Below are 23,704 nucleotides of genomic sequence, written 5' to 3'. Positions count from 1 at the left end.
GGCAAGGGCCGCCGGTGAGCCGCATACCATCACCCGTCCTCCGGTGTCGCTATGCCAAGCGCCCCTCGCACCACCAACACGCCCTCCCACAGGTTCCGTTGGCGATGATCAGACGGGCGTCCCGCAGCCTGCCACCCATGCGCTCACGGACGTCAGGGACATCACCATGCGAGCGAGGACCCGCAAGTTCGTCAGCACTCTCAGCGCCGACGCCTTCGCCGCCGGCATCGGCATCATCGCCGCCCAGCCCGCCGCCGTAGCCACGACCGGCAGGGACTGCGTCACACTGCCCACGTGGCTGGCGTGAGACACAACCGACCCGGTCCAGCGGCCCGGGGCAGGGTCGTAAACCGCTGTGTCCACGCCCCACCAGCCGAACAGGCGTAGCGTAGGACGCAGCGGATCTCCCTTTGCCGATCGTTGCTCTGCGGGCCTGGCACGGAGAGTCCGTGGCCGCTTCGCTCTTCCGAACCTCATCCTTTCGCCTGCGCGGCGCGGTGCCGACCCCCGCGAACCGTCCGGGTGCCGGCCAGGCCGACCGTGGAGAGAGGCGTTTCATGCCAGCCGAGCCGTTCGATGATCCCTGTCCGCCGGATCCCGAGAGTGCCCAGCACCTCAAGACCGACGTCCGTCGGCTCCCCACCGCGGTGGTGTGCACGCTGGTCGGCGACCTCGACCCGGAGACCGCCGCCATCGCCGCGACCGCTCTGCAGCAGGCCCTGGACCGCACCGAGCCGGGGCGGCGGCTGCTGGCCGACCTGTCCGAGATCGCCTTCTGCAGTTCCGCTGCACTGAACGTGCTGCTCACCGTACGCCGCGACGCCGTGGCACGGCAGGTGCCGTTCGCCCTGGTCGCGCCGAGCCGGCGGACCGCCCGGCTCATGGAGATCACCGGCGCCGACCGGGTCTTCACGGTCTACCCCACCCTCGCGGAAGCCCTGCAAGAAAAGCCCTGACAGCAAGGAATCGCCCCGACACCCGTGGTTATCCGCAAAGGAGACCACCGATGTTGGGATGCCGATGAGCACAGCCCGCCCCGAGGGACAGCCCGGAACCACCCGCCGCCACCGCCGCCATCACGAGCTGACGTTCCCGCCCGGTGCCACCGGCTCCTGCATCTCCACCGGCCGCGACTTCGTCGCGCACATCCTCGAAGGGGCGCAAGGCGCCCACCTCCCGCTCGACCAGGCGGCCGCCGACGACGCCGCCCTGGTCGCTGTCGAACTGCTGGCCAACGCCGCCGACCATGCCGGCGGGCCCCGCGAACTCGACGTCGACCTCACCGACACCGACCTCACCATCGCCGTCGCCGACGCCAGCCCCTTCCCGCCCCGCCCTGTCTTCCCCCACCGCGCCGACCGGATCCGCGGCCACGGCCTCCACATCGTCGATCAGCTGTCGCTCAGTTGGGGGCACTTCCCCACCGCCACCGGCAAAACCGTCTGGGCCCGCCTGCCCCGGCGCTGAGCCCGGCGCCTGCTGTGCACCGCCCTCGATCAGCGCCCGGAGGCAGAGCCTTTGCCGGAGAGTCGAATTGCGGGGTGCGGTCCGCCGGGGATCGACCCCGTCGACCGCAAGATCCGACAGGTCAGGCGCGGAAGCCGGTGAGCGTGGTCTTCCCGATGGCGGTGCCGGACTCCTGAAGGCGGTGCGCCTCCCTCAGATTCGTGGCGTTGATCGGGCCCAGGTCACGGGTGGCGGTGGTGGTGACGGTCCCGAGGTCGACCAGGCGCGCCACCTGGGTGAGGATCCGGTGCTGCGCCGCCTGGTCGGCCGTGCGGAACATCGAGCGGGTGAACATGAACTCCCAGTGGAAGGAGATGCTCTTCGCCTTGAGAACGCCGATGGGCAGGGAGTCGAAGTCGTCGATGGCGACGATGCGGCCGAAGGGGTTCAGCGTCTCGGCATAGGCGGCCAGGTTGCGGTCGGTGCCCGTGGTGGAGAAGACGTGGTCCAGCCCGCCCGGGGCGACCTCGGCGAGCTGCGGCGCCAGGGGCTGGTGGTGGTCGACAAGGTGCTCGGCACCCATCCGTCGGGCGAACTCCACCGTTTCCGGGCGGGAGGCGGTGCCGATCACGGTCAGGCTGGTCAGGGCGCGAGCCAACTGGACGGTGATGGCCCCGACGCCGCCCGCTGCGGCGGTGACCAGCAGGGCCCCGGTCTGCTCCAGGGCGCCGTCACGCAGGCCCAGGCGCTCGAACAGGCCTTCCCAGGCGGTGAGCGCGGTCAGCGGGAGGGCGGCGGCCTGGGTGAAGGAGAGTGTGGTGGGCTTGCGGGCGACCAGGCGCTCGTCGACCGCGTGGTACTGGGAGTTCGCGCCGGGCCGGTCGAGCGCGCCGGCGTAGTAGACCTCGTCGCCGACCCGGAAGAGCTCCACCTCCGCGCCCACGGCGACCACCGTGCCCGCCGCGTCCCAGCCCAGGACCTTCACCTGCCCGGCCGGGTCCGTGCCCTGCCGGACCTTGTGGTCCACCGGATTGACGGCGATCGCCTCCACCCTCACCAGGAGGTCGCGGGGGCCCGGCTCGGGGACGGGCAGCTCGACGTCGATCAGGCTTTCGGGGTGCTCGACGGGCAGACTGCGGCGGTAGCCGACGGCGGGCATGGTGTTCGGGATCGGGTTCACTGAACTCTCCACAGGGGTCGCATTGGTGGGCACAGTTGCTGCCGGCCACGTCGGCGACAGTACGCAACAGGTAGTGGTTACCCGCAACCGCACCAAGTTCCCAATGGGTACCATGAAGGCCATGACGACTGCCGCCTCCCACGCCGACGCATGCGACGACCCCAAGAGCGTCTACCTGGCCGCCTGCCCCTGCCGTGACATGCTCGACCTGCTCGCCAACAAGTGGAGCGCCCTCGCGCTCGGCGCACTCGAGGACGGCCCCCAGCGCTTCGGAGCGCTGCGCACCCGCCTTCAGGGCGTGAGCCCCAAGGTCCTCACCCAGACCCTGCGCCGTCTGGAGGAGCACGGACTGGTCCACCGCGAGATCTACGCCGAGGTCCCGCTGCGCGTCGAGTACAGCCTCACCCCGCTCGGCGCCGACGCCTGCGCCCCGCTGGCCCATCTGCGCACCTGGGTGGAGCGCAACATCGACCGCTTCCCCCAGGCCGTGTGAGCGATCGCCGACCAGACGTTCCCGTCAGGCCCCCGTCGCCTGCGGTGGTGCCTGATCGACCCAGACGGTGAATTCCAGACTGTCCTGGTCCACAGCGGTCTCGCCGCACTTGAAGGACCGGGACAGCCACCGGTGCAGTTCGTCGAGATCTTCGGCAGCGTCGCTGCACAGCCTGACCGAGACGCCCTCCGCGTCGAAGCTCGCAAGCTCCGCCGGGTCCGGCGACGGCACTGCGGTCTCCAGGTCCACGTGGACGGCCTTGTGGGGTGGCGGGCTCGTGAGGTGGGACGGGGCTTCGGCGACGCTCCCGAAGCCCTCGCTCAGAGCGCCCAGGAGATGCTCGGTCTCTCGGACCGGGCCCGTGGAGGACAGGCGAACAGTGCGGCTCCGGGTTGTCATCGCAGGCACCTCCTCGGTTCAGTTCCAGCGTCCGCCTGGCCTGCGCCTGTCGCCCCTGGATCTTGCCGGAGCAACTCGCCGGACAGCTCGCCTCCTGCGCGGTCAGGCTCGGCCCGGTCCCCGCGGGCGCGGGCAGCCAGCACGGAGATCAGCAGGGGCGGTGCCAGCAACAGTGCGAAGGCGAGGCCGTAGCCACCGAGCGTCCTGACGCCGGCGGGCGCCGAGATGTTGACGACTGCCGAGGCCAGGCCCAGCACGACCACCTGTCCCAGATTCTTGTTGGTCTGCAGGGCACCGCTGGTGTGACCCCGCCTTTCCGGCGGACTGTGCTTGAGGGACAGCACGGTGACGCAGGGGTCCAGCAGTCCCATGCCAACCGCGGAGAGCGGCATGGCCGCCTCGGCCATGAGGGCGGGCGCACTGCGGGAACAGCCGACCGCAGCGCACGCGGCGGCGGTGGCCAAGATCAGGGCGCCCGCCATGACGAGACGGTGTCTGGATACATCCTGAAGCAGCCTGCCTTGTATCCAGGAGGCGCCGGCCCACAGCAGCGCGCACGCGGTGAACGCCACGCTGACCACGACGGCAGGAACCCGCCGTTCGGTGACGAGCATCAGCGGAACCAGCGCTTCGAGGGTGAAGTAGGTGCCGGACGACAGGCCGCGCAGCAGAACCGCGGTCGGCAGACCCCGGGCGCTGCGCCAGGTTCCGGGCGGCAGCAGCCGGGACGCGAAGCCGGCGAGCAGCCCGACTCCGGCCAGGAGGAACGCCAGATGGCGCCGGTCCCAGGACGAGACTCCGTACTGGCCGAGGGCCGCGCCCAGGCTGAGCATCGCCGCCCCGAAGAGGGGCGGTCGCCCGGCACGCGCCTCCACCGACGCTCCGTCAGGGGACATGCCGCACTTCGCCGTTGACGAGCCCGCCTTCGAGCGGCTGCGCAGGACGCGTACGAGGACGAGGGCGGGCAGGACGGTCAGCACGGCCAGCCCGTAGAAGACGGCGCGCCAGGACCAGAACTGGACGACCAGCCCCGCAATCGGCGGCCCGACGAGTGAGGGCACGATCCAACTGGCACTCATCATGGCCAGCATCCGGGGCTGCAGGCGCTCCGGGTAGGCCTGGCCGATGACGGTCGTCACCGACACCGCCACCATGCCGGAGGCCAGCCCGTCCAGGAACCGGCCGACCGCGAGCTGCCAGATCGACAGGCTGGAGGCGGACACCAGCAAGGCCAGGACCGACAGAACCATGCCGAGTGCCAGCGGCCGTCGAGCGCCGGCCCGGTCCGCCCATTGGCCGCCCAGCCCCCCGCCCAGCAAGCCGGCTGCGACGAAACAGCCGGCTACGAGCGGGAAGAGCGGGACACCGTTCAGCGCCTTGGCAGCCGTCGGCAGGGACGGCACCACCGCCAGCGCGGCGAACCCGGTCAGGAACATCACGACGACAAACGTCACGGTGGTAGCGCGGTGTTCGGATGCGAACAGACCAGGCCCGGCACCGGCACTCTCCACCGAAGCTCTCCCGCCGAGAAGGGTGTTGCGGTGCTCGCCCGACGGCACCACAACGGGCATGGTGATCCCCCTCGATGCGCTGTTGCCGGGCTCAGCACCGCCGTCTGCCCCGACCGACGTCCCGTCGTGCAGGTCGCCCTGCACATCCATCGAACGGATCAGCCCGAAGCGACCAGTGAGCGGTCGAGCCGCTCGACGGCCTCGCAAGATCCGCATCGCCTCAACCTAGCCTCAGGTGCCGAGGAGAGCGACGACGTTTTCGGGCGGGCGGTACCCGTCCGTGACCGATGGGGCCCGCCGGGCCGGTCCACCAGGAGCCGTCGTTGTACGGAGCCGGCACCGAGCATGTGCGGACCTCACCAGCAGCAGCCGTCGACTTCCTCGTCACGAAATTCCCCCTCCAGCCCCGAACGGGGGACGCCAGAGACGCATGCCAGTGCATGCGCCACACAGCGGCTGCCGCCACCGTCCTGGACGCCGTCGAGGAGGCAGCCCCGGTGTGACGCCGCACGCCCAGGGCGGCACAGGCGGCCGCCCTCGGCGGCTCCGTGGACTGTTGGGTTGCCCGGCCAGGCAGGGTCGGGGTCGGGACCAGTGAGAGGCCCGCACTCTGCTGCAGTCCCCAGCGTCGGCCCGCTGTCGCCGTCAGGTGCGGATGTCGGAACTGGCCAGGGGATCTACTGTCACTTGTATGGATAAACCAGCCCATTTCGCGGAAGTGGACGCCGTACGCCAGTACGCCTCCACGCTCAACCAGCAACAACTGCAGTGCCGGGACTTCGGCCACAACTGGCGTCCCCACACCGCCGCCCGGCGCGCCGACGGCGGCTACGACCGTTCCCTGATCTGCCGCTGCCGCACTGTGCGCATGCAGGTCCTGGACCAGTGGGGCCGAGTGGTCAGCTCCCAGTACGCCTACCCCGACGGCTACGAGATGCCCCGCGGCATCGGCCGCATCTCGTCCGACGACAAGGGCGTTCTGCGCCTGGCCAGCATCGAGCACACCCTCCAGGCCTCCGCGGATGCCGCCACCAGGGCAGCCACCAAGGCGGCCAAGAAGACAGCGAAGCAGACGGCGAAGAAGACCACGGCGAAGAAGTCCGCACCCGCGACCAGGTCCCGCGCCGCCGCCAAGAAGGCCGCGCCGCGGCGAAAGGCCGGCAGCTGATGGCCCAGTACGTCGGCGTCCTGTGCGACTGGTGCGCCCTTCTCGGCATCGACGACGTCCCCGCGGCCACCCAACGCGTCATCGCCGTCGACGGCCCGCCCCGGCGCGTCGACCTCTGCCGCCGCTGCGACCTCGCGCTGGCGGCCTTCACCGACCTCTACGACACCGGCCAGGACCTGCCCAACGACACCGCGCCCCGCCGCAGGCGCGCCGCATCGGCCCCCGTCGCCGCCCGCCCGGCGTCCACTCCGGTCGAAGCTGCCGAATCCGCCGAGGCCACTGAACGCGCTCCCCGCCGCCGTGGCGGCCGCGTCCGCGACGCCAGCAAGCCGAGCGTCGTGTGCCCCCTGGACCACCCGCACAGCGGTGGCGGTCCTCAGCGGGTGTCCTACCAGGGCCGCGGCAGCCACGCGGACATGGTGCACGGACTCCATCTCACCCGGATCACCTGGGAGGACCCCGACGGGATCCTCCGCTTCCCCTGCGAAGCGCACACCGCCTGCAGGGAGCACCACGTCGCCTTCGCCAGCAAGACCGGGCTGACCAACCACCTCAACCGCTACCGCGAACCCAGGGAAGACTCCCCCCAGCCCGCCGACCTCAGCACACAGGTTCCGGCTCCGGCGCCTCCGCCGCTCCCCCAGCCCGCCGAGACTGCCGCGCCCACGGCGTGATCCGCGGAGGCTCCCGAGTCCGGCCGTGCGGATCCGATCCCTGTCGGGCCAAGTGGGTCATGCTTCGTCGAAGCAGAGGCAGAAGGGGTGTCCGGCGGGGTCGAAGAGCACCCGGACGTTCTCCTGCGGCTGGAACTCCGCCACGGTGGCACCCAAGGCGATCGCCTCGGCGACGGCCGAGTCCAGATCGCCGACTTGGAAGTCGAAGTGCATCATCGGGCGCTGCTCCCCGTCGATCGGAGGCCAGACCGGAGGCCGGTAGCCGTCTGCCTGCTGGAACACGAGGAACGGCCCTTGGGGCGAAGCGGCGAGGACCGCTGTCCCGGGCTCCTCGTGCCCGATGTGCCAGCCAAGCAGCGCGGCGTAGAACGTCGCCAGGCCGCTCGGGTCCGGCGCCTCGATCGTCGTTCCCCACCACATGCCACCCGTTCGAGATTTCATGCCCGTAGCTTGCCTCCCGAGCGCGATCTCGTCCTGCATTCGACCGCGGAGGTGTCGACGGCCGCCCGGTGTCAAGCTGCGGTGCCGTTCGCGCGCTGGTACGAGGAGCCGACCCGCGCCGCGCGGTACGGCGACGAGTACGCGCGCTACCGAAAGGCGGTACCTGGCTGGTGGCCCAGGCTACGGCCCTGGACGGAACCGCCGGCAGACGGTCGGACACGAACCCGGCGGCGGCGACTCACCGCCCGGGCGGTCGCCGACCAGGCGCGCTGCGGTCGCCACGGGAGCCCCGAACCGATGAGGGGCACGGCGCGCGGCCGTCGCGGGTCCGGCACCCACCGATGAGTCCTGCGCTGTGGAGGCGTCTCTCCACTGACAGGACCGTTCCCGACAGGAGTGCCATGTCCACCATCCAGCCAGTGATCCTCACGGCCGACCAGGACCGCCTGCTCGGCTTCTACACGAAGCTGTTCGGCGCCGAGGAGGTCTTCCGCGTGCCGGCGGAAGGAACGGCCTTCTATCTCGGCCTGCGCATCGGCGACACCGACCTCGGGCTGGTGGTCCGGGCGGACCTGACCCCCGGGACGGCACCGCGGATGCTGCTCAGCATCGAGGTCGACGACGTCGCCGAGACGCTCGCCCGTGTGGAGTCGCTGGGCGGGTCGGTCAACGGCGGCCCCAACGACATGCCGTGGGGTCAGCGCGTCGCCCACATCCTGGATCCGGACGGCAACCCCGTGAATCTCACTCAGCCGATCCCGGCGCAGTGACGCCGACCCGCTGTGCGGGTGCTGCGCCGGTCACCGTGAACGGCCCGGCGCCACCGCCGTTTCGAGGAGCGACAAGCTCCAGCCGCTGCGCGTCGAGGGCGACGCGGATGCCCACCGGCATCGGCAGGTTCAGTCCGGCGTGCCCGAAGTCGACGTTGCCCAGGCCGGAATGGCCCGGTCACCCAGGACGTCCAGGACCAGCTCGGCGGGGCTCGGCGACGGGTCGGCCGGGACCTCGCGGTGGGCCTGCTCGTACTCGGCGACGCGGTCGGCGCGGACGCGGGTGTGCAGGGCGACTCTCATGCGGAAGCTCCTCCGGGCTGGGGCGGGGGCAGCAGGCCCGCCGCGGCCAGCGCGGGCCAGAGCTCGGCGGGCAGGTCCTGCCGGATCATGGCCGCGGCGTCCTCGGCCTCGGCCGCGCCGCGGATGCCGACGAGGACGCCGGCGACGGCGGGGTGCGCGAGCGGGAACTGCAGGGCGGCGGCTCGCAGCGGTACGCCGAACTCCTCGCAGACCGCCTTGATGCGCAGGGCACGGTCCAGCATCCCGGCGGGTGCGGGGCCGTAGTCGAAGGTGGCTCCGGGCTTCGGGTCGGCGAGCAGGCCGGAGTTGAAGACGCCGCCGACGACGACGGAGACGCCGCGCTGTGCGGCGTCGGGCAGCAACGCGGTCAGGCCGCTGCGGTCGAGCAGCGTGTAACGGCCGGCGAGCAGCACGACGTCCACGTCGGTCTCGCGCACGAAGCGGTCCAGCATCCGGGTCTGGTTCATCCCCGCCCCGATCGCGCCGACGGTTCCCTCGGCGCGCATGCGCTCCAACTCCGGGTAGGCGGAGCCGAATGCCTGCTCCTCGTGGTCGTCGGGGTCGTGCAGGTAGACGATGTCGATCCGGTCGAGGCCGAGCCGGCCGAGGCTGTCCTCGATGCTGCGGCGGACGCCGTCGGCGCTGAAGTCCCAGACGCGCCGGTGGGTGGCCGGCACGGCGAAGCCGTGGACGAGGTCGTCCCCGTGGGCCTCTGGCTGCGGCTCCAGCAGGCGGCCTACCTTGGTGGACAGCACGTACTCGCTGCGGGGGCGTTCGCGCAGCGAGGCGCCGAGGCGGCGTTCGGACAGGCCGAGGCCGTAGTGCGGCGCGGTGTCGAAGTAGCGCACGCCCGCGGCCCAGGCGGCGTCGACCGCGGCCCGGGCCTGCTCGTCGCCGACTTCGGTGAAGAGGTTTCCGAGCGCGGCGGCGCCGAAGGAGAGTTCGGTGACGCTGACGTCGCTGCCGCCGATTCTGCTGGTGCGCATGGTGGTGGCCTTTCGTGGAGCACCGGGCGGGGCCGCGGCGAGGGTCGGACGGTCACTGTCCCCGTGGGCGCAGCCGCAGTCCGGCCATGCCGCCGTCGACGGCGAGGGTGGTGCCGGTGGTCGAACCTGCCAGCGGCCCGGCCAAGTAGGCGACGGCGGCGGCGACTTCGTCCGGGCGGACCAGACGGCCGTGGGGCTGGCGGGCGTTGAGGGCAGCCCGCTCGGCTCCGGGGTCGGCCGCGGCGTCCAGCAGGCGCCCCACCCACGGGGTGTCCACGGTCCCGGGGTTGACGCAGTTGACGCGGATGCCTTCGCGGACGTGGTCCGCGGCCATGGCGAGGGTGAGCGAGAGCACCGCCCCCTTGCTCGCCGAGTAGAGCGCACGCTGCGGCAGCCCGGCGGTGGCGGCGATGGAGCAGATATTGACGATCGCGGCGTTCGAGGAGGCCCGCAGGTGGGGCAGTGCGGCGCGGGTGGTGCGCACGACGCCGAGGACGTTGATGTTCAGAACGCGATGCCACTCGCTGTCGGGGTTGTCCGCGACGGTTCCGGTGGCGCCGATGCCGGCGTTGTTGACGAGGATGTCCAGGCCGCCGAGTGCGGCGACGGCGGCCGCGACGGCGGCGCGCACACCGGCGTCGTCGCCCACGTCGGCGGTGAAGCCGTGCAGCGGCTTCGGGAGCTCGCCGGGATCGAGGTCGAGCACGGCCACATCGGCGCCGCGTGCGGCGAGCAACTGCGCGGTGGCCAGGCCGATTCCGGACGCGCCGCCGGTCACCATCGCGCGCAGACCCTGCAGTTCGCTCACGACTGCTCCTCCAGTTCGGTGCTCCAGAAGGTGCCGCCGGGGTAGACGTAGGCGGCGATCGACTCGGGGTGCATCTGCGCGGAGAATCCGGGCGTGGTCGGTGCCCGGTAGTGGCCGTCGCGGACCACGGTCGGGGTCACGAAGTGCTCGTGCAGGTGGTCGACGTACTCCAGGACACGGTCCTGGGTGGTCCCGGACAGGGCGATGAAGTCGAACATGGACAGGTGCTGGGCCAGTTCGCACAGGCCGACGCCGCCCGCGTGCGGGCAGACGGGCACGCCGAACTTGGCGGCGAGCAGCAGGATGGCGAGGTTCTCGTTGACGCCGCCGACGCGGGTGGCGTCGAGTTGCAGGACGTCGATGGCGCCGGCCTGGAGCAACTGCTTGAAGACGATGCGGTTCTGCACGTGCTCGCCGGTGGCGACCTTCACGGGGGCGACGGCGGTGCGGACGGCGGCGTGGCCGAGGATGTCGTCGGGGCTGGTGGGCTCCTCGATCCAGTAGGGATCGAACTCGGCAAGGGCGTTGGTCCAGGCGATGGCGTCGGCGACGTCCCAGCGCTGGTTGGCGTCGATGGCCATCCGCACATCCGGGCCGATCGCGGCACGCGCGGCGCGGCAGCGGCGGAGATCGTCGGAGAGGTCGGCGCCCACCTTCAGCTTGATCTGGGTGAAGCCGTCGGCGAGTGCCTCCTTGGCGAGACGGGTCAGTTTCTCGTCGCTGTAGCCCAGCCAGCCGGGCGAGGTGGTGTAGGCGGGGTAGCCGCGTGCGAGCAGCGTGCCCGCCCGCTCGGCGCGGCCGTCGCGGGCGCGTTCGAGCAGGGTGAGCGCCTCGTCGGGGGTGAGGGCGTCGGTGAGGTAGCGGAAGTCCACCTGGGAGACCAGCCACTGTGGTTCGGCCTCCGCCAGCAAGCGCCACAGCGGCCGACCCGCGCGCTTGGCGGCCAGGTCCCACACGGCGTTGACCACGGCGCCGATGGCCATGTGCATCACACCCTTCTCGGGGCCGAGCCAACGCAGCTGGCTGTCCCCGATCAGGTCCCGGTTGAGGGAACCGGGGTCCGCGCACAGGTCGCTGACGGAGCGTCCGACGACGTGGCCGCGCAGTGCCTCGATCGCGGCGACCTGGACGTCGTTGCCCCGGCCGATGGTGAAGGTGAAGCCGTGCCCCTCCAGTCCGTCACCCGCGTCGGTGCGCAGGACCAGGTAGGCGGCGGAGTAGTCGGGGTCGGGGTTCATCGCGTCCGAGCCGTCCAGCGACCGTGAGGTCGGGAAGCGGACGTCGTAGGTGTCCAGCGCGGTGATCCGCGCGGTGTCAGTCGGCATGAGGTGCTCTCTCGGGCGTGCGGCTCGGACGTGGCGGCTCAGGCGTGTGGGCGTGGGGTCCGGCGGCTGCGGCACCTTCGGCGGCCCGGCGGCGGGCACGGGGGCGATTCCGCCCGACGCGAGGGACGCCCCGGGCGGGTGGCCCCGGAGGGCCCAAGTCGCAGGACTCTCATGGGCAGCTCCTTGTCGTCGTCAGCCACGCCAACCGAAGACATCGGATGTGTGGAGTCGGCAGGCGAGACACTAGGCGCGCACCCTGCGAGGAGGCAAGTAGACATCAGAGGTCTGTTCTCCGGGTCGAGCGGCCCATCCGAAGGAGTCGCAGGTCAGACCGGTGGCGGCCTTCGGAGACCCCCAGCGGCCTCCTCTCGATCCGGTGAAGCCGGGCGAGACATCCGATGAAAGGGGCGGCCCCGCGGAGATCAGGACACTCGCCGCCCGCGTCCACACGCCAACGGCCCTATGAATACCGGAAGTTGCCTCGAACCGCCCCGGGACCGCCTCAGGCGGCCGGGGTCGTCACCGGGGTCGGCCAGCTCATGTGGATGTGTCCGTCGGCGACGTCGCCCGTGATCTCGACGTCGGCCGTCATGCCGGAGATCACCGTCAGGGCCAGCGTGTCCTCGTAGGCGTCGGCACCCGGCGCCGGGTCCTCGCCCTCGGGCGGCGGCACATGCGGGTCCGCCTCGGTGGTGATGTCGATGGTCAGCCGCCCCGGCTCCTCGGTCAGCATCAGGTCGACCGCACCGCCGGTGTGGACCCGCCGGCACAGGTGGATGGCGTGGGAGCAGGCCTCGTCGACGGCGGATCGCACCTCGTCGAGCCCGGCACTGTTCATCCCCGCGTGCCGCGCGACACCCACCGCCACCAGCCGGGCGGTGCGCACGTGCTCCGGCTGCGCGCTGAAGCGGACTTCCACCGTTGCCATGGGTCAACCCATCGAACGCCGACGAACTCACCGACCTTCACCGTACCCCCGCCCGTCTCGGTGCGCGGCGGAACCCCCGCCCGTCCCCCGGGGCTACGATCGACGTGGTGGCTCTCTCGGGCCGGAAGAGGGCTCTCCGGGCACCCGCGCGGGCGGAGGCATCATGAAGGCACACCCGACTCCAGGTCGACCACCGGCCCCGGGCCCGGCGGCACCGCCCGACCCGGCCGGACGGCTGGACCAGGCCAGGGCAGCCGTTCCCGTGGGCGCCTGGGACTGGGACATCCGCACCGGACGCCTGCTCTGGGACACCGCCATGCACCGGCTGGTCGGCACCTCGCCGGACACCTTCGACGAGCGGATAGAGACCTGGCGCACGCTCATCCACCCCGAGGACCTGCCGGTGGTCCTGGCCCAAGCGGACGAGGCACTGCGCGAGGGCGGCGCGTACCACGTCCGCCACCGGGTGCGCCGCCCGGACGGCACGGTCGTCGTCGTGGAGGTCCAGGGCCTCGTCCGCTGCACGGACGGTGAACCCGCCCACATGGTCGGACGGTTGTGGCGGACCGACGCCTCGCTGGCGGTGGACGCGGCCGCCCATGCGCTGCGGCACATGAGTGACGGCTTCCTCGCGGTGGACGCGCAGTGGCGGATCCTGTACGCGAACGCCCTCGCCGAGCAGCTCCTCGGCACGGCCGAGCCGGTCGTCGGCCGCTCACTGTGGGACTTCGACGCCGCGCGGGACAGCAGGCTGCAGGAGCATTGCCGCCGGGTCGTCGAGGAGCAGACAGCGGCGGGGCTGGATCTGCAGCACCCGGACGGCCGCTGGTTCCACCTGCGGCTGATCCCGACACCCGACGGACTCACGCTCTACCTCGCCGACATCACCGAGCGCCGGCAACGGGAGCAGGAACGTGCCGCCGCGCGGCAGGCGGCAGCCCAACGCGCGAGGCTGATCGCGGAGTTGACGGCGGCCCTGTCCGAGGCGCTGACCTCCGGGGACGTGGCCGCGGCGGCCGCCGAACACGTCATGCCGCTGTTCGGCGCCACCGGCTTCGTCATCTGGGCACTGGAAGGGGAGCGTTCGCAGCCGGTCGGGGCGGTCGGCTATCCGCGCGCGTTCGTGGACCATGTGACGGCGCATCCCCGGCCCGCAACAAGCGACCCGCTGGCGCTGGGCATGCGCGACCGGATCCCCCGGTTCATCTCCTCCCCCGCCGAGATGAGGGCCCGCTACCCGCACGCGACGGAGATCGCCGCCCTCGGCGGCAAACAGGCCTGGGCCTTCCTCCCGCTGCTGGTGTCCGGACGGCTGTCCGGGATCTGCATCGTCTCCTTCGACGAGCCGCGCGACCTGGACGCCGACGAGCGCACCCTGCTCCAGGTCCTCAGCGGGCTGATCGCCCAGGCTCTGGAGCGGGCCCGGATGTACGACGCCGAGCACAGCCGGGCGCAAGCCCTCCAGCGCGGCCTGCTGCCCACCGCGCTGCCCGAGTCGCCCGCGGTCCGCACCGCGGCCCGGTACCTCCCCGCCAGCCAGGGGCTGCTGGGCGGCGACTGGTACGACGTCATCCCGCTCTCCGCCGACCGCGTCGCCCTGGTGATCGGGGACGTCATGGGCCACGGGCTGCCGGAGGCGGCCACGATGGGCCGGCTGCGCACCGCCGTGCACACCCTCGCCGGCCTCGAACTACCCGTCGAGGAGCTGCTGTTCCGGCTGAACCGGATCGTCAGCGAGCTCGGCGACGACTTCTACGCCACCTGCCTGTACGCGCTCTACGACCCCTCCACCGGCGTGTGCACCTTCGCCGACGCCGGCCACCCGCCCCCGGCCGTCGTCCACCCCGACGGGGCGGTGCACTTCGCCGAGAAGGCCACCAACCCGCCCCTGGGCGCAGCCGGGGCGCCCTTCACGACCGTGGACCTGGAGATCCCCGAGGGCAGCCTGCTCGTCCTCTACACCGACGGGCTCGTCGAGTCCACCGGCCGGGACATGGACACCGGTCTGGCCGAACTCGCCCAGGCCCTCAGCGCATCCTGCAAACCCGCCGACATGGCGCCCCACGGCGCAGGCGACGACGCCGAACAGCTCGAACGCTGCTGCGACACCGTCGTCTCGGCGCTGCTGCCCGTCCAGCAGGGCACACAGGACGACGCCGCGCTGCTGGTCGCCCGCACCCGTCGGCTCGGGCCGCAGAACATGGCGTCCTGGCTGCTGGCGGACGACGCCCGCTCGGCCGGCGAGGCCCGTCGCCACGTGGAACACCAGCTGGCCGCATGGGAGTTGGACGAGCTGACGCTCACCACGCAACTCCTTGTCAGCGAGCTCGTCGGCAACGTCGTCCGCCACGCCCAGGGACCGGCCAGGCTGCGGCTGCTGCGCAGCTGGACCCTGATCTGCGAGGTCTCCGACTGCAGCCTGACGACGCCCCAGGTCCGCCACGCCCGCGAGACGGACGAGGGCGGCCGCGGCCTGCAACTGGTGGCGGCGCTGGCCCAGCGCTGGGGCGTGCGCTACACCCCGGACGGCAAGTGCATCTGGACGGAGCAGTCCCTGCCGGCGCGCTGACGCTCCGTCAGCCGACCGGGGCGTGGAAGCGGCAGCGATTCCCGGATCTCCCGGTCCACTGCGTGCGCGTACGCGGCCCCACAGGCGGATGACATCCCGCAGCAAGGTCACGCCGTCCGGCGCGGTCCCCGGCTTGCCCTGGCCGGACACGAGGCTCGTGGATGCGGGCGCTCAACGTCGAGGCTGGAGGTCGATCACGACCTTGCCGGCAACGTGCCGTGCCGCCTGGAGTTCGACGGCCTCGCGGATGTCGTCGACGGGGAAGGTCGCTGCGATGGGCACCCGCAGACGGCCTGCCGCGACCAGGCGCGCGATGTTCCGGAGGGCCTCGGGCCCGGCGTTGGCGCCGTTGGCCGCCGGCACGCCCTCGACCACGCCCGCGATGGTGCAGATGCGGCCGTCCGGGACGCCCAGCTCGCGCGCGACGTGCACCGTGTCCGTCCCGTGGAGGTCCAGCGCCGCGGTGACCGGGCCCGCATCGAGGTCGCGGATCCTGTCGGTCAGGCCCTCGCCGTACGCGACGGGTTCGGCGCCGAGGCTCCGCAGATGGTCCGCGCTCGACGGCGAGCCGGTCCCGATGACGCGGGCACCGGCGATCCGCGCCAACTGCACGGCGAACACACCGACTCCGCCTCCGGCGCCGCCGATCAGCACCGTGTCGTCCGGACCGAGGTCGAGGACGGCGAGGGCGGCGGCCGCGGTGCTGCCCGCGATCGGGAGCGTGGCGGCGGTGCGGTCGTCGACGCCCTCCGGGGTGTGATGGGCGACGCCGCTCGCGATGTTCCCGTCCGCGTCGACCACGACGTGGTCGGCGACCGCTCGGGACAGGGCCGCCCCGAACACGCGGTCGCCGACGGCGTAGCCGGTGGCCCCGGGACCGACCTGGTCGACGACGCCCGCGTAGTCGGTCCCGAACCCGCAGGGCAGGCTCAGGCCGAACCGCGCGGCGGTCTCGGCGTCCGCGGTCATGAACCAGTCCATGGGGTTCAGGCCGGCCGCCGTCACCCGTACGCGGATCTGCCCCTCGCCCGCCTGGGGTTCGGGCACGTCCTGGAGGGTCAGTGCCTCCGGACCGCCGAACGCCTCGACGAACCGGACCGCGCGGCTCCGGCCCTGGCGAACTCCCTCGTCGCGCTGCTGCATGCTCTCTCTCCTCGCGCCCGTGGAGCCGACCTGAAACGGACTATGCTCCGGTTATGTCCTCGACGATAACCGGAGCGTGATCCGTTTGACCAGTCCGGAATCGCGGACCCGCCGCGCCGATGCCGCACGCAACCGCGAACAGCTGCTGGCGGTCGCGACGCGCGTGTTCGCCTCCGCCGACGCGGAGACGTCGATGCGCGCCATCGCCCGCGAGGCCGGCGTCGGCATAGCGACGCTCTACCGCCACTTCCCCACCCGGGAGTCCCTGGTGGAGGCGGTCTACCGGGACCAGGTCGTCCGCCTCACGAACGGTGCCACGGAACTGCTCGCCGACGCGGCACCGGCCGTGGCCCTGCGGCGTTGGATGGACCTGTTCGGGGAGTGGGTGGCGGCGAAGACCGGCATGCTCGACACGCTGCTGACGGTGATCGAGTCCGGCACGGTCGCCCACGCCCGGACCAGGGACGAGCTCCTGACCGCGATCTCGTCGATCCTCGAAGCCGGTCGCGCCGCGGGAGACCTCCGGTCCGACGTCACCCCCGAGGAGGTCGCGGCCGGGCTGATCGGCATCTTCACCGTCGCCCATCAGCCCGGGAACACCGTCACCGCCGACCGGCTCCTCGACATCCTCCTCGACGGCCTGCGGCCCCCCGCTCGCCCGCCGGCGGTGTCGGCCCCCAGCGGCCAGCCCGGCAGCGGGAGCTGACGTACCGTCATCGCCGGCGCGGACCAGGGCGCCCTTCTCGGCGATCCGCGACCGGGAGTGACGCGGGTCACGGAAGCGACGCGGGGGGGGCGGCGACGTGGGCAAGGCCGAGGACTTCGCGCGGTTGCGCCCGCTGCTGTTCTCCATCGCCTACCGGATCCTCGGCAGCGTGGGCGAGGCCGAGGACGCGGTCCAGGAGGCCTGGCTGCGGTACGAGGCCTCGACCACGCAGCCGGCGTCGACCAAGTCCTTCCTCTGCGCGGTCGTCACCCGGATCTCCATCGACGTGCTTCGCTCGGCGCGGATGCGGCGCGAGGAGTACGTCGGGCCCTGGTTCCCCGAGCCGCTGCTCGCGGACCCCTACGAGGACCCGGCGCGAGCAGCGGAGTTGGCCGACTCGGTCTCGACGGCGGCACTGCTCCTGCTGGAGCGGCTCAGCCCCCTCGAACGCGCCGTCTTCGTACTGCGGGAGGTGTTCGACTTCGGTTTCCCCGAAGTCGCCTCCGCCGTCGGCCGGTCGGAGGACGCGTGCCGCCAACTCGCGGTGCGGGCCCGGCGCCACATGAACGCCGGGCGGCCCCGCTTCGAGGCGGACCGACGCGCCCGCGACGAACTCGCGCACCGCTTCTTCCAGGCGCTGCGCGAGGGCGACGTCCTCGGCCTGCAGCAGCTGCTCGCCGCCGACGTGTCGATGGTCGGCGACGGCGGCGGCAAGGCCCCGCAGCTGGCCCGCGCGATCAGGGGCGCGGACAAGGTGGCCCGCCTGCTCGGCACCGTCTTCCCCGCTCTGGCCGGGATCGGCCTGACGACCGAGCCCCACGACATCAACGGCCAGCCGGGCGCCATCGTGCGCGACTGGGACGGCAAGGTCGTGCAGACCCTCGCGCTCGACGTGCTCGACGGGCGGATCCAGTCGATCCGCCTTGTGCTCAACCCGCAGAAGCTGGGCCACGTCGGCCCGGTGGCGGACCCGTGGGAGGTCTCCCGCGTGTTCCGGGAGTCCCGAAGGGCGCAGCCCTGACCGGACCTCAGCGGGCGGCGACCGGCCGGTCCCGGCGGGCGTCGCGCAGGACGGCACCCCCACCACTCCAGCTGGTCCAGCATGGCCTTCGCCGACCCCTCCGGGCCCTGCGGGTCCAGCAGCGCGCCGTCGGGGCCGAACAGCAGGTACCGGCGGGACGAGGCCACGGCTGCCGCCCTGGACCGCCTCACCGGGCGCCGACCCGGTGCCCTTCGGGCGGTCTGACACCGACTCGCCCTCGGCGCGGCTCTCGGCGCGTTCGCGTCCAGCATCACCGGCAGCCGCCGCGCGCCGGTCCCGGCCGGCCCGCAACAGAGCGGCCTCGCCCTTCCGGCACCCGACGCTCGGCGCTGCACTCGGGGCGGTGCTCGGCTACCGCTGACGGGACGAACTGGGGCCTGTCATCGCCGACCGGGCCGCGGGCCGCCCTCGCAGCGTGGGGCCGTGGCCGCCCGCGTGGCTTGGATCGCGCCGGCCGCTGCGAAACGTTTGCGTTTCGATGAGGAGCCTCCTAAGCTCTCCTCCGAGAACGAAACGGTTTCGTTTCGCAGCTGATGCTCAACCACGGAGTGACCCATGTCCGCAGCCGGCACCACCCCCGCAGCGGGTCCCGTCAGCGGCGACGTAGCGCCTGACGCAGGTGGCGCCCGCCGTTCGCGGCTGACGCCCGAGCGGGAGGCGGAGATCTACGAGGCCGTCCTGGACGAACTGCGCGCGGACGGGTACGACGCGCTGACGATGGATGCCGTGGCCGCGCGCTCCCACGCCAGCAAGGCGACGCTCTACCGCAACTGGCAGTCCAAGCCCCGCCTCGTGGCCGCCGCCCTCCGCCACTACAAGGACCTGGTGCCGCCCCCCGCGGACACCGGCTCGCTCCGCAGCGACCTGGAACAGCGCTTCCGGCGGCTCGAGGAGACCCGGCACGGAGACGTCGAGCTGGCTCAGATCCTGGCCGCCGCCGTCCACCGCGACGCCGAACTCCAGCAGGCCTTCCTCGAGGACCTCGTCCGCCCCGAGGTGGAGGCCCTGAACAGCCTGGCGCAGAAGGCACTTGACCGCGGCGAGGTGGAGGCGGACAACCCCGCCCTCGACTTCCTGCCGCACATGCTCACCGGAGCGCTGTTCTACCGCAAGGTCCTCCAGCAGCACGAGCCCGACCTCGCCTACCTGACGCGATTCCTGGACGCGGTGGTCCTGCCCGCGTTGGACATCCGCGGCCCTCGGCCGAACCCCTGCTGACGATCCGTCAGTTCCCCCGGTTCGGGGAGCACTCGAACCAGGAGCACTCGTATCCGGCACCCGCGACAAGCATCCGCGACAAGCACCCGTGACCAGCACCCGACACACAGCCGCGATCAACGGCGATCCGCGCCAGACGTTCCGTACCCGCGCAGCAGACCCGGAGGTACCACCCATGTCATCTGTCCCCGCCGACACCCGTGTCGGCATGTCGAAAGCGGGCGCCGGGTCCGCCGGCGACGCCGGGCACCACACCCCGCACCGGTGGTGGGTCCTGGCCGTCATCGGCCTGGCCCAGCTGATGGTCGTCCTGGACGGCACGATCGTGAACATCGCGCTGCCGTCCGCGCAGTCGAGCCTCCACTTCTCCAACGACGGCCGGCAGTGGGTGGTCACCGCCTACTCGCTCGCCTTCGGGAGCCTGCTGCTGCTCGGCGGCCGCCTCGCGGACCTCTTCGGCCGCAAGCTCACCATGCTGGTCGGCCTGATCGGCTTCGCCGGCGCCTCCGCGCTGGCCGGTGCCGCCACCGGCCTCCCCATGCTGATCACCGGCCGTGCCGTCCAGGGCGCCTTCGGCGCACTGCTCGCCCCGGCCGCGCTCTCGCTGCTGACGACGACCTTCACCGAGGCCAAGGAGCGCGCCAAGGCCTTCGGCATCTACGGCGCCATCGCCGGTTCCGGCGGAGCCATCGGCCTGCTCCTGGGCGGCCTGCTGACGGAGCACCTGAGCTGGCGCTACACGCTGTACGTGAACGTGCTGATCGCCGTCGTCGCGGTCGCCGGAACCGCCGTCTTCGTCCGCAAGCCGGTCAAGGCCGAGCGCCCGCGCCTCGACCTGCTCGGCACCCTGCTCGCCGCGGCCGGACTGTTCTGCATCGTGTACGGCTTCTCGAACGCCGAGACCCACGCCTGGTCGAACGCGATGTGCTGGGGCTTCCTCGCCGTCGGCACGGCCCTCCTGGCCGCGTTCACCGGCTGGGAGACCCGGGCGGCGCACCCGCTGCTGCCGCTGCGCGTCCTGGCGGACCGCAACCGCGCTGCTTCCTACCTGACCGTGTTCATCACCGGCGCGGGCATGTTCGGCATCTTCCTGTTCCTGACCTACTACCTTGAGGAGACCTTGGGGTACTCGCCGGTCAAGACGGGCCTGGCCTTCCTGCCGATGATCCTCATGCTGATGGTCTTCGCCCAGCTCTCCACCATCGTGCTGGTCCCGCGGATGGGCGCCAAGCCGGTCGTGCCGGTGGGCTCCCTCATCGCCGCAGGCGGCCTGGTCTGGCTGACCGGACTGGGCCTGACCAGCGGCTACGCCGCGCACGTGCTGCCGCCGCTGCTGCTCATCGGCGCGGGCATCGGCCTGGTCATGCCGCCCGCGATGAGCCTGGCCACCTACGGTGTGCAGCCGCAGGACCAGGGCGTGGCCTCCGCAACGGTCAACACCATGCAGCAGGTGGGCGGTTCGATCGGCACCGCGCTCTTCAGCACCTTCGCCTCGAGCGCGGCCACCGACTACATCAAGCACCACCTGCCGGCCACTCCGCTGGTGCAGGCGCACGCTGCCCTGCACAGTTACGCGGTGTCCTACTGGGGCGCCGCGGGCTTCTTCCTCGCAGCAGCGGTGATCGGCGGCATCTTCTACACCCGCGGGCCCGTGCGGCAGGAGGAGGGCGCCATGCCCGCCGCCATGCACTGACCTTGCAGGCACCCGCTTCGGCCTCCCCGCGTCCTGCGGGGAGGCCGAAGCACNCGGGGAGCCCGAAGCACGTGGCGGGCGCAGCCTGCGGCTCAGCTCACCAGCCCGAGGTGCGGCATGTCCGGCGGCCGGGGCCTGTCCGGCGGAGCTTTCCGCTTCGGCCCGGGTCGTTCGGCGCAGCCAGGTCCAACGCAGCGAAGTCCCCTCGGACCGGAGGTACTTGGGCCTTTCGCCAAACGCAGGGTGGGCGGGCACCTCCGGCCGAAGGCCGGGGGAGGCCGTGCCTGGGGCACCCTCCCGTCCGAAGGGTGGGTGAGGAACGGCGCGGCCCGGAAAGCTCCGCCGGCAGGTCCTACCGGGAGCGGTGGAAGGTGGGGGCGGCTGCCGTGCTGTTGCGCAGCGTGATCGGCGGGCTCATCAGCACGTGCTCCGGCGGGGCGGCGGGCCGGCGGATGCACTCGATCAGCAGGGACATCGCCCGGGCCGCCATCTCCCCCGCCGGCACGTCGGCGGCGGTCAGCGGCGGGCGGAAGTCCTCGGCCCAGTGACTGGCGACGATGCCGGTGAGCGAGAAGTCCCGCGGGACCTGGAGCCCGGCCTCGTCCAGAGCGCGCTGCACGCCGGGAAGCGCGGCCTCGTTGATGGTGGCCAGCGCCGTGACCTGCGGCTGCTCGGCCAGGAGCCGGCTGATGCACTCCTGTCCTGAGCGGGCGTCGTCCCCGCACAGCAGCTCGGTGCCGGTCAGGCCGTGCTCCTCGACGGCCTGCAGGAAGCCGGCCCGGGCGCGGTGGCCGGGGCCGTAGCCGGTGGCGACGAGTTCCGGGGAGCGGTTCAGCAGGGCGATGTCGCGGTGCCCGAGGTCGGCGAGGTGGCGGACGCAGTGGCTGATCAGGCCCGCGTAGTCGACGTCCACCCAGCACATCTGCGGATCGTGCGCCGGGTGGCCGATGCCGACGAACGGCAGGCGCGCCTCCCGCAGCCGGTTCACACGGGCGTCCTCGATCCGGATCTCCATGAGGATGACGCCGTCGACCCGGCTCTCGGAGATCAGGCGCTCGAAGGAGCGCTCGTGCTCACCGCCCGAGGGCGACAGCAGCACGTCGAGATCGGCCTGGGCCGCGGCCTCGACCACGCTGGCCACGAAGTCCAGCTGCATGTGGGTGAGCCGCTTGCTGGCGGGCGGGATGACCAGGCCGACGGTGCGGGTGCGGCCCTCGGCCAGGGCCCGGGCGGCCGCGTTGGGGCGGTAGCCCAGTTCGTCGATGACGTCCTGGATGCGCTGCCGGGTCGCGTCCGAGACCTGGCGCTTCCCGCTCAGCGCGTAGGACACCGTGCTGCGTGACACGCCCGCGCGCCGGGCGATCTCCCCGATGTTCATGCCGCTCCCCTGAGGCCCTGCCATGGCCGCCATCCTACGGTAGCCGAACCGGTTCGACTACCGACGCCGCCGCGCACACGAAATCTCTGCACGAGCCTTGACGGCCCTTCCGGCGGCATCCTAGGTTCCTGTCGAACCGGTTCGCGGAACCGGTTCGACAACCTCGCGTCATGCATCGCCGAGCCTCCGGGGCTCGCTTCTTCTGACGCCGCGACGACGCGGCTCGGAAAGGGACACCGCGCCATGAACAGAACCAGCTCCCGCCGTATCGGCCTCACCTCCCTCGCGGTCGTGGTCATCGCCTCCGGCGTTGCCGCCTGCGGCTCGTCGGCGTCCACGACCGGCTCCTCGGGTCCGGCCGCCCAGGGGACCTACACCGTCTGGGACCCCTACCCGCAGTTCGACGCGAGCTCGGCGTGGGCCAGGCTGCTCGACCACTGCGGGACGCAGGCCGGGGTGAAGATCAAGCGGACCGCCTTCGACACCAGCGATCTCACCAACAAGACGCTGCTGGCCGCCCAGCAGGGCAACTCGCCCGACGTGCTCATCGTCGACAACCCGGTCGTCTCCACCCTGGCCGACGCGGGCGTGCTCACCACCACCGAAGAGAACAAGGTCGACACCTCCCAGGTCGCGCCCAACCTGCTGGCCGCCGGGCAGAGCGGCGGCAAGACCTACGGCACGCCCATCGGCGCCAACACCCTTGCCCTGTACTACAACAAGAAGGTCCTCAAGGCAGCCGGCGTGGACCCCGCGACCGTGAAGGACTGGACGTCGCTGACGGCGGCCCTGGCCAAGGTCAAGGCAGCCGGCAAGAAGGGCATCACCTTCTCCGCGATCGGCACCGAGGAGGGCAGCTTCCAGTTCCTGCCCTGGTTCTGGGGCTCCGGCGCCCAGCTCACGGACCTGTCCTCCGCGCAGGCGGTCTCCGCCGTGACGCTCTGGCGCGACTGGCTCAAGAGCGGCTACGCCCCCAACTCCGTCATCAACAACACCCAGACCACCAGTTGGCAGGAGTTCGCCACCGGCCAGTACGCATTCGCGGAGAACGGCACCTGGCAGCTGGCGAACGCCAAGAAGGCCGGCTTCGACTTCGGCATCCTGCCCGTCCCCGCCGTCAACGGCGGCACCGCTCCGGCCCCCACCGGCGGCGAGTTCGTCACCGTCCCGGTGCAGAGCGACAAGGGCCGCTACGCCACCACCGACAAGCTCGTGACCTGCCTGACCAGCCCGCAGAACCTGCTGGCCACCGACACCACCCTCTCCTACATCGCGCCCACCAAGGCCGTGCAGGAGCAACAGGTGGCCGCCAGCGCCGACTTGACGCCCTGGGTCCAGGCGGTCGCCGCGGCCAAGGGCCGCACCAGCGACAACCTGGGCACCAAGTACCCGAAGATCTCCGAGCAGTTGTGGGGCGCGGTGCAGGCGGCACTGACCGGCTCCAAGTCGCCCAAGGACGCCCTCGACGCGGCGCAGGCCGCCGTCGGCAAGTAACCAGCAGGCAACCCCAGGCCGTCCGGCGC

The 23,704-nt window shown here is 72.0% G+C and carries 23 protein-coding genes and 1 pseudogene; 13 read left to right on the top strand and 11 right to left on the bottom strand.

Features of this window, described 5'->3' with window-relative positions; translation table 11 throughout:
- Positions 1–166 precede the first annotated feature (166 nt).
- The 3 genes from ACFP3V_RS18685 (at position 167) to ACFP3V_RS18675 (ending at position 1,467) form a co-directional block, all read left to right on the top strand.
- Positions 167–307, top strand: a complete 141-nt coding sequence (locus ACFP3V_RS18685) for a hypothetical protein (RefSeq protein ID WP_380584854.1) — start codon at positions 167–169, stop codon at positions 305–307.
- A gap of 250 nt (positions 308–557) precedes the next feature.
- Entirely contained in the window at positions 558–956 is a 399-nt protein-coding gene (locus ACFP3V_RS18680) for an STAS domain-containing protein (RefSeq protein WP_380584852.1), read from the top strand.
- Positions 957–1,020: 64 nt separating this feature from the next.
- Positions 1,021–1,467: an ATP-binding protein gene (locus ACFP3V_RS18675; protein WP_380584850.1), complete on the top strand. Its 447-nt coding sequence runs from the start codon at positions 1,021–1,023 to the stop codon at positions 1,465–1,467.
- 121 nt (positions 1,468–1,588) lie between these two features.
- Here the strand turns inward: ACFP3V_RS18675 and ACFP3V_RS18670 are convergent, their stop codons facing one another.
- Positions 1,589–2,605 carry a zinc-binding alcohol dehydrogenase family protein gene (locus ACFP3V_RS18670; protein WP_380584917.1) on the bottom strand — a complete coding sequence of 339 codons (1,017 nt, stop codon included), beginning with the start codon at positions 2,603–2,605 and terminating at the stop codon, positions 1,589–1,591.
- Between the two features lie 142 nt (positions 2,606–2,747).
- Here ACFP3V_RS18670 and ACFP3V_RS18665 point away from each other — a divergent pair, with 142 nt between their 5' ends.
- Positions 2,748–3,119, top strand: a complete 372-nt coding sequence (locus ACFP3V_RS18665; RefSeq protein ID WP_380584848.1) for a winged helix-turn-helix transcriptional regulator — start codon at positions 2,748–2,750, stop codon at positions 3,117–3,119.
- 24 nt (positions 3,120–3,143) lie between these two features.
- On the opposite strand, the gene ACFP3V_RS18660 is transcribed toward ACFP3V_RS18665, so the two are convergent.
- Both ACFP3V_RS18660 and ACFP3V_RS18655 read right to left on the bottom strand, forming a co-directional pair.
- Positions 3,144–3,368, bottom strand: coding sequence for a hypothetical protein (locus ACFP3V_RS18660; RefSeq protein ID WP_380584846.1), 225 nt, complete (start codon positions 3,366–3,368; stop codon positions 3,144–3,146).
- 146 nt (positions 3,369–3,514) lie between these two features.
- Entirely contained in the window at positions 3,515–5,245 is a 1,731-nt protein-coding gene (locus ACFP3V_RS18655; RefSeq protein WP_380584844.1) for an MFS transporter, read from the bottom strand.
- 475 nt (positions 5,246–5,720) lie between these two features.
- Between ACFP3V_RS18655 and ACFP3V_RS18650 the strand changes: the two genes are divergently transcribed.
- Positions 5,721–6,197, top strand: coding sequence for a hypothetical protein (locus ACFP3V_RS18650; RefSeq protein WP_380584842.1), 477 nt, complete (start codon positions 5,721–5,723; stop codon positions 6,195–6,197).
- Complete coding sequence (locus ACFP3V_RS18645; RefSeq protein WP_380584841.1) at positions 6,197–6,871, top strand: hypothetical protein; 675 nt, start codon at positions 6,197–6,199, stop codon at positions 6,869–6,871. Before ACFP3V_RS18650 ends, ACFP3V_RS18645 begins: the two co-directional genes overlap by 1 nt.
- Positions 6,872–6,928: 57 nt before the next feature.
- Here ACFP3V_RS18645 and ACFP3V_RS18640 read toward each other — a convergent pair whose 3' ends face one another.
- The gene (locus ACFP3V_RS18640; protein ID WP_380584839.1) at positions 6,929–7,312 is read right to left on the bottom strand and encodes a VOC family protein; all 384 of its coding nucleotides are present in this window, start codon (positions 7,310–7,312) and stop codon (positions 6,929–6,931) included.
- A gap of 401 nt (positions 7,313–7,713) precedes the next feature.
- Here ACFP3V_RS18640 and ACFP3V_RS18635 point away from each other — a divergent pair, with 401 nt between their 5' ends.
- Positions 7,714–8,082, top strand: a complete 369-nt coding sequence (locus tag ACFP3V_RS18635; RefSeq protein ID WP_380584837.1) for a VOC family protein — start codon at positions 7,714–7,716, stop codon at positions 8,080–8,082.
- Positions 8,083–8,306: 224 nt separating this feature from the next.
- Here the strand turns inward: ACFP3V_RS18635 and ACFP3V_RS18630 are convergent.
- From ACFP3V_RS18630 to ACFP3V_RS18610, 5 genes and pseudogenes are all read right to left on the bottom strand, one after another.
- Positions 8,307–8,385 (bottom strand): annotated as a pseudogene (locus tag ACFP3V_RS18630) (L-rhamnose mutarotase); the annotation flags it as partial.
- On the bottom strand, positions 8,382–9,371 hold the full coding sequence (locus ACFP3V_RS18625; protein ID WP_380584835.1) for an aldo/keto reductase: 990 nt from the start codon (positions 9,369–9,371) through the stop codon (positions 8,382–8,384). The gene ACFP3V_RS18625 and the pseudogene ACFP3V_RS18630, both read right to left, overlap by 4 nt.
- Positions 9,372–9,423: 52 nt before the next feature.
- A complete protein-coding gene (locus ACFP3V_RS18620) occupies positions 9,424–10,179 on the bottom strand; it encodes an SDR family NAD(P)-dependent oxidoreductase (protein ID WP_380584833.1) in 756 nt (251 codons plus the stop codon).
- On the bottom strand, positions 10,176–11,504 hold the full coding sequence (locus tag ACFP3V_RS18615; protein WP_380584831.1) for an L-fuconate dehydratase: 1,329 nt from the start codon (positions 11,502–11,504) through the stop codon (positions 10,176–10,178). Before ACFP3V_RS18615 ends, ACFP3V_RS18620 begins: the two co-directional genes overlap by 4 nt.
- A 502-nt stretch (positions 11,505–12,006) precedes the next feature.
- A complete protein-coding gene (locus tag ACFP3V_RS18610) occupies positions 12,007–12,432 on the bottom strand; it encodes an ATP-binding protein (RefSeq protein WP_380584830.1) in 426 nt (141 codons plus the stop codon).
- Positions 12,433–12,595: 163 nt separating this feature from the next.
- On the opposite strand from ACFP3V_RS18610, the gene ACFP3V_RS18605 reads away from it, so the two are divergent.
- Positions 12,596–15,001, top strand: a complete 2,406-nt coding sequence (locus ACFP3V_RS18605; RefSeq protein ID WP_380584828.1) for a SpoIIE family protein phosphatase — start codon at positions 12,596–12,598, stop codon at positions 14,999–15,001.
- 171 nt (positions 15,002–15,172) lie between these two features.
- On the opposite strand, the gene ACFP3V_RS18600 is transcribed toward ACFP3V_RS18605, so the two are convergent.
- A complete protein-coding gene (locus ACFP3V_RS18600) occupies positions 15,173–16,144 on the bottom strand; it encodes an NADP-dependent oxidoreductase (protein WP_380584826.1) in 972 nt (323 codons plus the stop codon).
- Positions 16,145–16,229: 85 nt separating this feature from the next.
- Between ACFP3V_RS18600 and ACFP3V_RS18595 the strand changes: the two genes are divergently transcribed.
- The 4 genes from ACFP3V_RS18595 (at position 16,230) to ACFP3V_RS18580 (ending at position 20,803) form a co-directional block, all read left to right on the top strand.
- The gene (locus tag ACFP3V_RS18595; protein ID WP_380584824.1) at positions 16,230–16,850 is read left to right on the top strand and encodes a TetR/AcrR family transcriptional regulator; all 621 of its coding nucleotides are present in this window, start codon (positions 16,230–16,232) and stop codon (positions 16,848–16,850) included.
- A 97-nt stretch (positions 16,851–16,947) separates the two neighbouring features.
- Entirely contained in the window at positions 16,948–17,871 is a 924-nt protein-coding gene (locus ACFP3V_RS18590) for an RNA polymerase sigma-70 factor (protein ID WP_380584822.1), read from the top strand.
- A 576-nt stretch (positions 17,872–18,447) separates the two neighbouring features.
- Positions 18,448–19,110 (top strand): TetR/AcrR family transcriptional regulator, encoded by a 663-nt coding sequence (locus ACFP3V_RS18585; protein ID WP_380584820.1) that lies wholly within the window; start codon positions 18,448–18,450, stop codon positions 19,108–19,110.
- Between the two features lie 175 nt (positions 19,111–19,285).
- The gene (locus ACFP3V_RS18580) at positions 19,286–20,803 is read left to right on the top strand and encodes an MFS transporter (RefSeq protein WP_380584818.1); all 1,518 of its coding nucleotides are present in this window, start codon (positions 19,286–19,288) and stop codon (positions 20,801–20,803) included.
- 352 nt (positions 20,804–21,155) lie between these two features.
- On the opposite strand, the gene ACFP3V_RS18575 is transcribed toward ACFP3V_RS18580, so the two are convergent.
- Complete coding sequence (locus tag ACFP3V_RS18575) at positions 21,156–22,205, bottom strand: LacI family DNA-binding transcriptional regulator (protein ID WP_380584816.1); 1,050 nt, start codon at positions 22,203–22,205, stop codon at positions 21,156–21,158.
- Positions 22,206–22,424: 219 nt separating this feature from the next.
- Between ACFP3V_RS18575 and ACFP3V_RS18570 the strand changes: the two genes are divergently transcribed.
- Positions 22,425–23,675: a sugar ABC transporter substrate-binding protein gene (locus tag ACFP3V_RS18570; protein WP_380584814.1), complete on the top strand. Its 1,251-nt coding sequence runs from the start codon at positions 22,425–22,427 to the stop codon at positions 23,673–23,675.
- The last annotated feature ends 29 nt before the right edge of the window (positions 23,676–23,704 follow it).

Source organism: Streptacidiphilus monticola (genome assembly GCF_042658505.1).
Lineage (GTDB): Bacteria > Actinomycetota > Actinomycetes > Streptomycetales > Streptomycetaceae > Streptacidiphilus > Streptacidiphilus monticola.
This window is presented reverse-complemented; position numbering and strand designations above follow the sequence as displayed.